Here is a 10,899-nt window from a genome sequence, read left to right on the forward strand (position 1 = left end):
AACAGGCCGAAGCCACAGTTATCCCTCTCCAGCTTTGGATCATATAGTGACATTGCATTTCTCCCTTGCTCGGCCTTGTATCGCACAGTCATCACCTGACTGCATAAATTGCGATTGGCTCTTGTGGTTCCGTCTGCCTGACGTGGCGAATCTCCAAACTAATGGGATTTTCTGGCGAGGTCAATCGCAGGTCAGGTTTGTCTTCATGGTTACATTCGCATAACAAAATGTCGGGTTAGGGGGATTAGCTCGCAGTTATGAAGTATTTATTCTGCGTAGTTTGATTTTGTTGGTTAAATATATCGCCATTGACGGGCTCAATGGTGTGCTCGGCGACGATGGGCGAATGTAGTAATTTTACCAACCCGATGTGGCCGACAGCGGAAGGGATCACATTTTCAATATCCCATGCTTGCAATTGTGTGCTGTCGGGTCTCTTTGAATTTTTCATTGTTCAACAGTGGGTTATCAGGTCTCATTTTCATATGGATGTTTACTGTTTGAATCGTCAAAGAACTGTAAAAATCCTTTTTTTGCGCTTTTTCTCTATATTTATTCAAAATTGGTCGGGTATTTATATGTTTTACCCTCTCCGCTAGCTTGATCCAGCTCAGCCCCTGTTTTGCGCAAGCTCGTACAATGGCGCTCCTTTAGCGGAGGTGTCATGCAGTTACACGAACTCGTCAATACATTCGGTCAGGATCTCAAGCAGCGTCACGGTCAGAAGATCCACAAACTCTCCATCCACGGGGCCTTCACCTGCCCGAACCGTGACGGCACCCTGGGCCGTGGTGGCTGCACCTTCTGCAACGTATCCTCTTTTGCCGACGAGTCGGCCCAACAACTCTCAGTGGTGCAACAACTGCTGGCTCGCCGGGACGAAGTCACCCGTGCCAAGCGCTATCTTGCCTATTTTCAGGCCTATACCAGCACCTATGCCGAGGTCGAATATCTGCAGCGGATGTATGAAGAGGCGCTGTCGGTGAGCGATATGGTGGGGCTCTGTGTGGGCACTCGCCCCGATTGCGTGCCGGATGCGGTGCTGGATCTGTTGGCGGGCTATCAGGCCCGGGGCTACGAGGTGTGGCTGGAGCTCGGGCTGCAAAGCGCCAACGACAAGACTCTGCAACGGATCAACCGCGGCCACGGTTATGCCGCCTATGAGGATGCGGTAAGACGTGCCCATCAGCGCGGCATCAAGGTATGTGCTCATCTGATCGTCGGCCTGCCGGGCGAGGTGTCGATGGACAGCCTCGATACCCTGCATCGTATCGTTGGGACCGGTGTTGAGGGGATCAAGCTGCATCCGCTTCATGTGGTAGAGGGCAGTACTCTTGGCAAAGCGTGGCAAGCTGGGCGGCTTGAGGTATTGACGCTGGAGCAGTATGTGGAAGCCGCTGTCGCCATGATCCAGCACACACCACCCGAGGTGGTGTATCACCGGATTTCGGCATCGGCGCGCCGCCCAACCCTGCTTGCTCCCGCCTGGTGCGAGAATCGCTGGACTGCGATGGCGGACATTGCACGAGCACTCTCCTTGAGTGGCCCTCAGGGTCATGCACTGGGAAGACCCTTCATACTTCCTGACCTATAATTGAGTTCGTAATTATTATTTTCACGTAAAACATAGGGTTATATAAAAAGTTCATACCATAAACTATAGTTTTGGTACCTGCAGGTTGATATAGTGATGCGCCACAATAAATGCCATTATCAATTAACACCTCCATTTACCTGAGGGAGGCGTCGGCATGATGCTCACAGGCTGGTTTTACCAATCATCATGCAAGGAAAATTGGTGGTGAGTGTCACGATGTATCCGGATAGGTTTATTCCCTGATCAGGCTCATCTGTGGGAGGGGGCTCGTTTTTAGAGTCGCTATAGCAGGAAAATATGAGTGATACCCCTCTCGTATCGACCTTATTAATGCAGTGACGGGATGCTATGCAAGCAGAAACAAGTCGTATCGATGAGTTATTGGAGTGTCTGGTCTTCTTGACCCGCTTTTATGGTGTGCCCAACAGCCAGGATGCCCTGACGACCGGGTTGCCACTGGTCTCCGGACGACTGACTACAGCACTCTTTTGTCGTGCTGCCGAGCGGGGCGGGCTATCTGCCCGTGAAGTGATCCAGCCGCTTGATCAGATCTCTCCCTTGCTGCTGCCCTGCGTATTGCAGATGCGTAACGGTGGCGCCTGTATTTTGCTGGAGTGGAACGAAGATCGCAGCCAGGGGAAAGTGATTTTCCCGCAGGCAGGTGATGCCGCCCAATGGCTGACTGCTGCCCAGCTGGGTGATGAGTATTTGGGGCGTCTCTTTTACGTTAAGAAGCAGTTCAAGTTTGACGATCGCTCTCCCAAGGTGCTGGAAACCCGTGATGGACACTGGTTCTGGAGCACCTTGTTCGAATCCCGCGGTATCTATCGCGATGTGCTGATCGCCTCCATTCTGATCAACCTGTTTGCCATCGCCAGCCCTCTTTTCACCATGAACGTCTATGACAAGATTGTACCCAATCTGGCGTTTGATTCGCTCTGGGTGCTGGCGGTCGGGGCCATGGTGGTCTTTACCTTCGATTTTGTGATGCGGCAGTTGCGCAGTTACTTTATCGATATCGCTGGCAAAAAGTCTGATGTGCTATTGTCTGCCAAGATTTTCGCCAAGGTGATGGGCATGCGGATGGAGTCTCGTCCCGCTTCCACCGGCGCTTTCGCCAAACATCTGCAGGAATTTGAATCGGTGCGGGAGTTTTTCACTTCCGCGACGGTTTCTACTCTTATCGATCTCCCTTTTGCTGTCTTCTTCCTCTTTATTATCTGGATGTTTGCTGGCGTGATGGTGGTGGTCCCCATCGTCGCCATGCTGATCCTCATCGCCTATAGCGTCTATATTCAAGAGCCGCTCAAAAAGTCCATCGAAGAGGGTTCCCGGCTGGCCTCTCAGAAAAATGCCAACCTGATCGAAAGTATTTCTGGGCTGGAAACGGTCAAGATTTTTGGCGCCGAGAGTCTGTTCCAGCACCGTTGGGAGCAGGCTGTTTCCCATATTTCCACTTGGGGTGTACAAACACGGCGAATTACCAACTCCATGTCGTCACTGGCCAGTTATATCCAGCAGGTTGTGACGGTCGGTCTGGTGATCGTCGGTGTTTACCAGATCTCCGAAGGCTTGGTCACCATGGGGGGGATGATTGCTGCCGTGATGCTCTCCAGCCGTGCCATTGCGCCCATGGTGCAACTCTCAGTGTTGTCGACCCGTTATAACCAGGCCAAATCTGCACTGGATATTCTGGAAAAAATCATGCAAACCCCGGGTGAGCAGGAGGAGGGCAAGCAATATATCCATCATCCGGTGATTGCCGGTCGAATTGAATTCGAAAATGTTTCGTTCAAATATCCAGGAATGGAAACCAGCACCCTGCACCATATCAATTTGCGTATTCAGCCGGGTGAAAAGGTGGCAATTATCGGCCGGATTGGGGCGGGTAAAACGACCCTCGAGAAGTTGTTGATGGGGCTGTATCGGCCGACTGACGGTTCGGTCCGGATCGATGGTTTCGAAATAGACCAGTTACCTCCCTCGGTGATTCGTCGCAATATCGGTTGTGTTCCCCAAGATGTCATTCTCTTTTTTGGTTCGGTGCGAGACAACATCATGCTGGGTAATCCGCTGGTGGATGACGTGAGAGTCTTGCGCGCTGCCAAGCGGGCGGGCGTCACCAATTTTACCAACCGTGATCCCAACGGGTTGGATCGGCAGATCGGCGAGGGTGGCCGCCAGCTCTCCGGTGGCCAGCGTCAGGCGATCCTGCTGGCACGCGCCCTGCTCAATGATCCCCCCATTCTGGTGATGGATGAGCCTACCTCCAACATGGACAACCAGTCCGAGATGCAGGTCAAACAGGAGCTCGCCAGACTGGGCCCGGAAACCACCTTGATCCTCATCACCCACAAGACCTCAATGCTGGATGTGGCCTCGCGGGTTATTGTCATCGAGCAGGGACAGATTGTGGCAGATGGCCCCAAAGAGGTGGTGTTGCAGCAGTTGAAGGAAGGCAAGGTGCGCGTGCAGGAGGTGTCCCATGGTTAAGGGGCTCATGGACTGGTTAAAACGCAGCAAAAAGGCGCCTTCCGGTGATGTATTGCCGGCCCCCGAGCATCTGGAGTTTGTCGATGACGGCGCGGCCGCTGTGTTGCTTACTACCCCAACAGGTGCCCGCATCCTGTTGTGGTGCTGTTTCCTCTTTTTCATGAGTGCCATCGTCTGGGCTGCCTGGGCCGAGCTGGATGAAGTCACCGTGGGTCAGGGCAAGGTGATCCCATCCCGCCAACTGCAGGTGATCCAGAATCTGGAAGGGGGGATAGTAAAAGAGATCTTCGTCAAAGAGGGAGATATCGTCGAGAAGGGACAGCCGCTGCTGCGTATCGATGACACCCGTTTCCGCTCCGATTTTCGAGAGCGTGAGCAGGAGCTGGTCACTCTGAAAGGAGATATTGCCCGGTTACGGGCCGAAATGGCCAGTGTTGAGGTTAAAAATGACCCTGCACTGGGGTGGCGTGAACAGGTAGTGGTGGGAGAAGCGCCAATTCAGTTTCCGGATGGCTATGAAACCGTCTTTCCCGAATATGCCAACCGTGAACGCTCGGTACAACGGGATCGCCTTAATAACCTGAAGAACCAGCTCTATATTCTTGGTCAACAGATCGAGCAGAAAGAGCAGGAACTGATTGAACTGAATGCCAAAATTCGCACCGTGAATCGCAGTGTGGATCTGGCCAGACAAGAGCTCAATATTAGCCGTCCACTGGCAAAAGAGGGTATAGTGCCTCAAGTGGAGCTAATCAAGCTGGAGCGGCAGGTCAACGAGATGCAGGGGGAGCTGGAGAGCAACCGTCTGCTGATCCCAAAACTCAATTCGGTGTTGCGTGAGACTATTTCCAAGCGCAATGACATAGCGCTGAAATTCCGTGCTGACTCCCAGACGGAACTGAATGAGAAGCAGGGGCGACTTGGCCAGTTGTCAGAAGGGCAGGTTGGCTTGCGAGATAGGGTTGATCGGACCAGCGTGATTGCTCCGCTCAAGGGCACCATCAAGAAACTCAAGATCAACACTCTGGGCGGCGTGGTGCAGCCCGGCATGGATTTGATGGAGATAGTGCCGCTGGAGGACACCTTGTTGGTTGAAGCCAAGGTGTCGCCGAAAGATATCGCCTTCCTGCGACCGGGGCTGGATGCCATCGTCAAGATTACTGCCTACGACTTTACAATCTATGGAGGATTGCATGGCAAGGTTGAACAGATAAGTGCGGACTCGATCCAGGATGAGGAGGGGAACTCCTTTTATCTGGTTCGGGTGCGTACCGAGAAGAGTTACTTGGGCGATGAGCTTAACGCACTTCCCATCATCCCCGGTATGTTAGCCAGTGCTGATATCATTACTGGTAAAAAAAGTGTCCTAGACTATTTACTTAAGCCGATTTTACGGGCTAAGCAGTCGGCACTGAGAGAACGATAAGCCAACAATCTAAAAACAAAACATGACTGGAGATAACATGAAAAAAACGATTGTTGCCATGCTGGTCAGTGGCATCACCCTTATCCCTAGTTTGGGTCAGGCCCAGACTCTGGAAGAGTCGGTGGCACAGACACTCGCTACGCATCCCAAGATCAAGGAAGCGTTTGATCTCTACCAGGCACGCCTCTATCAGCATGATGGCGCCAAGGGTGGCTATTATCCAACGATCGATCTGCGTGGCGGCGTAGGCTATGAAAAGACTGACAGCCCTTCTACCCGGGCTGCTGGTTCAAACAGCAATATTGATGACTCCATGACTCGCAAAGAGGCTGGGCTCAGTTTGCGGCAGATGTTGTTTGATGGCTTTGATGTCAGCAACAACGTCTCCCGAACTGAAGCTGAAGCCAACGCCCAGCGTCTGGCGATGATCTCCGAAGCAGAGAATACCGCGCTGCGAGTGGCTGAGGTCTACCTCAATATGCTGCGCCAGCAGGAGATCCTGGAACTCTCCAAACAGAACCTGGAAACCCACGAACAGATCCGTAGCGACATTCAGAAACGGACTGATTCAGGGCTTGGTTCTACTGCTGATCAGACCCAGATTGATGGTCGTGTTGCCAGGGCCTACGCCAACCAAGCCGCCGCTGAAAACAACTACCGTGATGCGGAAAGCGAGTTTATTCGGGTGGTTAACGAGGTACCAAAAGATCTCGTTCAACCGGTACCTAATGCCGAGTTGGTCCCGGCTAGTCTCGATACTGCCCTGAAAACGGCGACAGAAGTTCACCCGACCCTGCTCTCATCCCTGCAAGATATTGAAGCGGCCAAGTATCAGCATGAAGGTGCCAAATCCGGTTTCTACCCTAACGTCACTTTTGAAGTGGACCAAAACTGGAATGAGGATATTGATGCCGTTAAAGGTCGCAATGACGATCTGACAGCTATGGTGCGGATGCGTTACAACCTGTTCCGAGGTGGTTCTGACGTAGCCGAGAGCAATGCAACTTCGGCACTGTACTCTCAGGCGAAAGACATTCATCTGAATGCATTTCGTCAGGTAGAAGAGGGAACCCGTTTGGCATGGAATGCGAAAGAGTCGCTGGCCAAACAGAAAACCTTCCTTAAAGAGCATGTTGATGCAAGCTACGATACCGTTCAGGCATACAAGAAGCAGTTTGGCTTGGGTCAGCGAACCTTGCTGGACGTATTGAACACCGAAAACGAATTGTTCGAAGCGCGTCGCAGTTATATCACTGCTGAGTATGATGCATTGCTGGCGGACTATCGCATCCTCAATGCGACTGGAAGTCTGCTCAACGCATTTAGCGTCAAGCAACCCGCTGAATGGCAGCCCAGGCAATAACCGTTTGCCAATGATCCCGCCGGGATGATGATGAACGCCAACATGGTGACTGCAGCTGGCAGTCACCATGTTTGGCTAAAGCAGGTGGTTGCGCGGTTTTTGAGGAGTGCAGAAGCAATCATGCAGCAGGCATATGACGTGACACTCCAGCGTGGTACCGGAGGCAGATGGTATGATCTCCTCAATAAATGGAGATACCGATCTCTACGTACTCTGCGCCACTCCTTATGGATCCTGCTGTTACCCTTCTCACTTTTGCTCTGTGCCAGCCAGCCTCTGCCACAGGAAGACCTCAACTTGATCAAGCGGGCGGAGCAGACCTATGGCGCCAGAGCTGGCAAGCGTGTAACCAGTTGGCGCATGCTGGTGATGGAAACGAAGGGAAAGGCACTGAGCGAGACGAAAAAGCTCGAAAGAGTGAACAACTTTTTTAATCAAATGCGCTTTGTTGATGACATCAAGTTGTGGCGCAAGAAAGATTACTGGGCAACCCCGCTCGAGTTTCTGGGAGCTGCCGGAGGAGATTGCGAAGATTTCAGTATTGCCAAATATTCCACACTACTGGAATTGGGGATCCCGGATGAAAAAATGCGGATGGTTTATGTCAAGGCCCTTGATTACAACCAGTTCCACATGGTGGTGGCATATTATGAGACACCCTCTTCGGTTCCGGTTATTTTGGATAATTTGATAGGCTCTATTCGACCCGCTACCCAACGGCGAGATTTGGTACCTATCTATAGTTTTAACGGTAGTCACTTGTGGTTGATGAAGGCGCGAGGCCAAGGGGAGCTGGCTGGCCAATCATCTCGCTTGGGATTATGGAATGATTTACGCAATCGCATGACATCGGGGCGATTGGCTAGGCCTGTGGTGAATTTGGATGATTAACCTATGACGCTTTATAGACAGTTATTGGCCACCATGTTGCTGTTGTTTGGACTATTGTTTGCAGCTACTTATTGGGTGCAATTCAATTCGACACGAACTTATCTGGCACAACAGCAGGAAACAACGGTAATCAACACCGCTACGTCACTGGGACTGGCATTAACCCCTTATCTTGAAAATGGCGACAAGGTGGGAGCTGAGTCGGTGATTAAGGCCATATTTGATGGTGGTTATTACCGTATGGTTCGTCTTGACCTGCTTGCGTCGAAAGATGTGATTGAAGAAGAAAACAGCAGCCGTATTCAAGGTGTACCTGACTGGTTTATTGAACTTGGCTTGTTTCCGGAAGTATCCAATGAGTCAATTCTGACGTCTGGCTGGCTGCAACTTGGCAAGCTCAAGGTGGTGGGCCACCCAGGACAAGCCTATCACGAACTGTGGGCAGGGATGAGCGAACTGGCGACCTGGTTTGTGATTGGATTTTTGGTAACCACGATCTTGCTTATGCGTGCACTTAATTTCCTGTTAAAACCGCTCAAGCAGATTTGTGAGCAGGCCGTCGAGATTGAATTGCATCATTTTGGGCATACCATTCCAGAGCCCAAGACCTATGAATTGAAGCAGGTTGTACAAGCGATCAACATCTTATCCGGAAAGTTGGCGGTGCAATTCAAAGAGCAGGCCGACGAGGCGGAGAAACTGCGTGAACGAGTTTATGTGGATGCCGTTTCTGGCTTGGGTAATCGAGCCTATTTTGTTGGTCAGGTTAATGCCTGGATTGCAGAATCTGGCCAAGGGGGCATCATGTTGGTTGCGGTAGATATGCTCGATGATATCTACCGTGATGAAGGTTTTGCTGCCCGTGATAATATGGTCAAATCTATAGCACAAATCTTACGCGAACAGCTTAAGGGATGGGATGGTGCAGCTGTGGCGCGGATATCAGCGACCGAATATGCTCTGCTCTGCCCGACAGATGATTTGGGTCAGCTTAAGGAGTTGGCAGAAATTATCAATTCTCGTATTGCTGATCTGGTCGTGAACCCAATGGCGGAGGGTAATCCTCTCTCCGTCATTGGTATTGCAGGCCGTGATGGTAATGATGATCTCTCAGTCCTGTTGACTAAAGCGGATAATGCACTCGGCAAGGCGCGTAATGAACGCCGTGGTGCTGTTGTCATGGAAGGGGGAGCCGAGCAGGGGTTGATGGGGCGCTTGGCATGGCGTGATTTGGTTCAGGATGCTATTTCGCATCACCTCTGGCGATTCAAGGCTCAGCCAGCTTGCCGATTTGATAACGGGGCCAGGTTGCATGCCGAGTTGTTTGCATCTATCTCTCGCGATGGCACGGACTATTTTGCCGGTCAGTTTTTGCCTGCCATCGAACAGTTCAAATTGGGGGGCGATTTTGATCAGGCAATACTTGATGCATGTGTTCCCTTACTGCACAAACAAGCGGATCTAGTGCTGGCAATTAATATAACGGCAGGTTCGCTTTGTTCGGATGAGTTTTTGACCTGGCTGACGCACTATCTGGTCGAACATGGCGAATTGAAAGAACGGCTGTTATTCGAGATACCCGAGGCAGCCATTATGAAGCACAAAGATCATGTGGCCGCTTTGGTAGGCGCATTGCAGATCCATGGTTTCCAGTGGGGGGTTGACCACTACGGCCGTCACTTCCAGTCACTGGGCTATCTGGAGGAGTTAGCGCCTGCCTATGTCAAGGTGGATCACGGTTATACCAGTCAGGTCATGGAGCCTGGTGCTGACACCTCATTCTTGGCTGCAGTGTGCCGAGCTGCGCACAATGCCGGTGTGACCACCATTGCAACCCGCGTCGAAGATCAACATCAAGTGGAACTGCTTTCCAAGTTGCATATCGATGGTTATCAGGGATTTGTGCATCCTGCTTTCCCCTTGTCTTGATTGATATGTGCACTGTAGAAATGGCCCCGAATGGGGTCATTTTTTATATCAATACAATATATTTTTTGATTTTTTTATTATCAAATTAATATGGGTGTTATTTGGTTCCATTTGTATCGTTATGATTTTGATGAAGAAAAAATAACCTTTCGATTTTATTCTCTATATCGGTTTGAGGGCAGTCAAACCTATAGATTATTGCAACGGAAAAGCACGTTATCTCCCTCTACGGTGTAGACATCAAGATCTGTCACGTTGGAGCAATGGATATGCGTACCCAAATCATCGACAAGTCCGTGGTTGTCTCAGCTATCGAAGGGAATGTGGAGATTGTGCTGGCTGATGGCAGCAGTCGCCCCCTGCAAAAGGGGGAAATACTCCAGCCCGGTGCCAAATTGACCATAGCGGATGATGCCAAGCTTGTTCTTTCCCCCTATGACGATACACCAGCGCAGAATGTACCCACCGGTTCCGAATTAGCAGAACCGGGACAACCGCAAGGTGGTGCCAGCACGGAGGGCGCTCCTTCTGACATTGCTGCATTGCAAGAGTCAATTTTGCAAGGCGTTGACCCGACGCAAAACTTTGAGGCTTCAGCAGCAGGTGGTGCACCTGCTGCCGGTGGTGGCGGTGGTATTGGCGGGGTAGCAGGAGCAAGCGGCAATGGTGGCTTTGTCACCATTGATAGAACCGGTGATGCGACCATTGCCGAGGCCGGTTTTGATACCAATTATCAGGCTGAACCCATTATCAACACTGAGCAAGCGGCTGAACCACTGTTAGAACCGGAGCCACTAACTAATCTCTTGTTGGATGAGAGTGAAGTATTTTCGATGGATGAAGATAACCCTGTCAGTGGTGATCTTTTGGCCAATAGCTCCAACCCGGATGGTCCCTTGGCTCAATCCATCATCAGCTATAGCTGGGGTAGTAATATTGATGTTCCCGCAGGTGTTACATCGACCCTTACTGGCATTGGTACGCTGATCATCAACAGTGATGGCTCTTTCACCTTTACCCCCGCTCCTGACTATTCTGGTGCAGTTCCTACAGTGAGTTATCTGGTCACCGATAGTTCTGATGTTGTTACTTCGACCTTGACGCTGATAGTGACGCCACAAGGTGACATCGACTTCAACGTCGAGGCGCTGAATGCGGGTGCGACCGAAACGGATGGCACGGTACAGGTGCTGCTGACCA

Annotated in this window: 7 protein-coding genes; all 7 read left to right on the forward strand. The window is 51.3% G+C overall.

Translation table 11 applies throughout. The features are described from left to right. Nucleotides 1-664: 664 nt before the first annotated feature. Nucleotides 665-1,594: a TIGR01212 family radical SAM protein gene (locus tag G5358_RS18415; protein WP_216953332.1), complete on the forward strand. Its 930-nt coding sequence runs from the start codon at nucleotides 665-667 to the stop codon at nucleotides 1,592-1,594. Nucleotides 1,595-1,945: 351 nt separating this feature from the next. Continuing rightward, on the forward strand, nucleotides 1,946-4,090 hold the full coding sequence (locus tag G5358_RS18420; protein ID WP_216953333.1) for a type I secretion system permease/ATPase: 2,145 nt from the start codon (nucleotides 1,946-1,948) through the stop codon (nucleotides 4,088-4,090). Further along, nucleotides 4,083-5,516 carry an HlyD family type I secretion periplasmic adaptor subunit gene (locus G5358_RS18425; RefSeq protein WP_216953334.1) on the forward strand — a complete coding sequence of 478 codons (1,434 nt, stop codon included), beginning with the start codon at nucleotides 4,083-4,085 and terminating at the stop codon, nucleotides 5,514-5,516. Before G5358_RS18420 ends, G5358_RS18425 begins: the two co-directional genes overlap by 8 nt. Before the next feature lie 37 nt (nucleotides 5,517-5,553). Further along, complete coding sequence (locus G5358_RS18430) at nucleotides 5,554-6,879, forward strand: TolC family outer membrane protein (RefSeq protein ID WP_216953335.1); 1,326 nt, start codon at nucleotides 5,554-5,556, stop codon at nucleotides 6,877-6,879. A 138-nt stretch (nucleotides 6,880-7,017) separates the two neighbouring features. Beyond that, nucleotides 7,018-7,770, forward strand: a complete 753-nt coding sequence (locus G5358_RS18435) for a transglutaminase-like cysteine peptidase (protein WP_254204305.1) — start codon at nucleotides 7,018-7,020, stop codon at nucleotides 7,768-7,770. 3 nt (nucleotides 7,771-7,773) lie between these two features. Beyond that, complete coding sequence (locus G5358_RS18440) at nucleotides 7,774-9,699, forward strand: EAL domain-containing protein (protein WP_421324659.1); 1,926 nt, start codon at nucleotides 7,774-7,776, stop codon at nucleotides 9,697-9,699. 269 nt (nucleotides 9,700-9,968) lie between these two features. Then, nucleotides 9,969-10,899, forward strand: a 931-nt coding sequence (locus tag G5358_RS18445) for a retention module-containing protein (RefSeq protein ID WP_421254638.1), incomplete at its 3' end; no start/stop codon positions are given.

Origin of the sequence: Aeromonas sp. 604176, from assembly GCF_049170755.1 — a bacterium.
Lineage (GTDB): Bacteria > Pseudomonadota > Gammaproteobacteria > Enterobacterales > Aeromonadaceae > Aeromonas > Aeromonas veronii_A.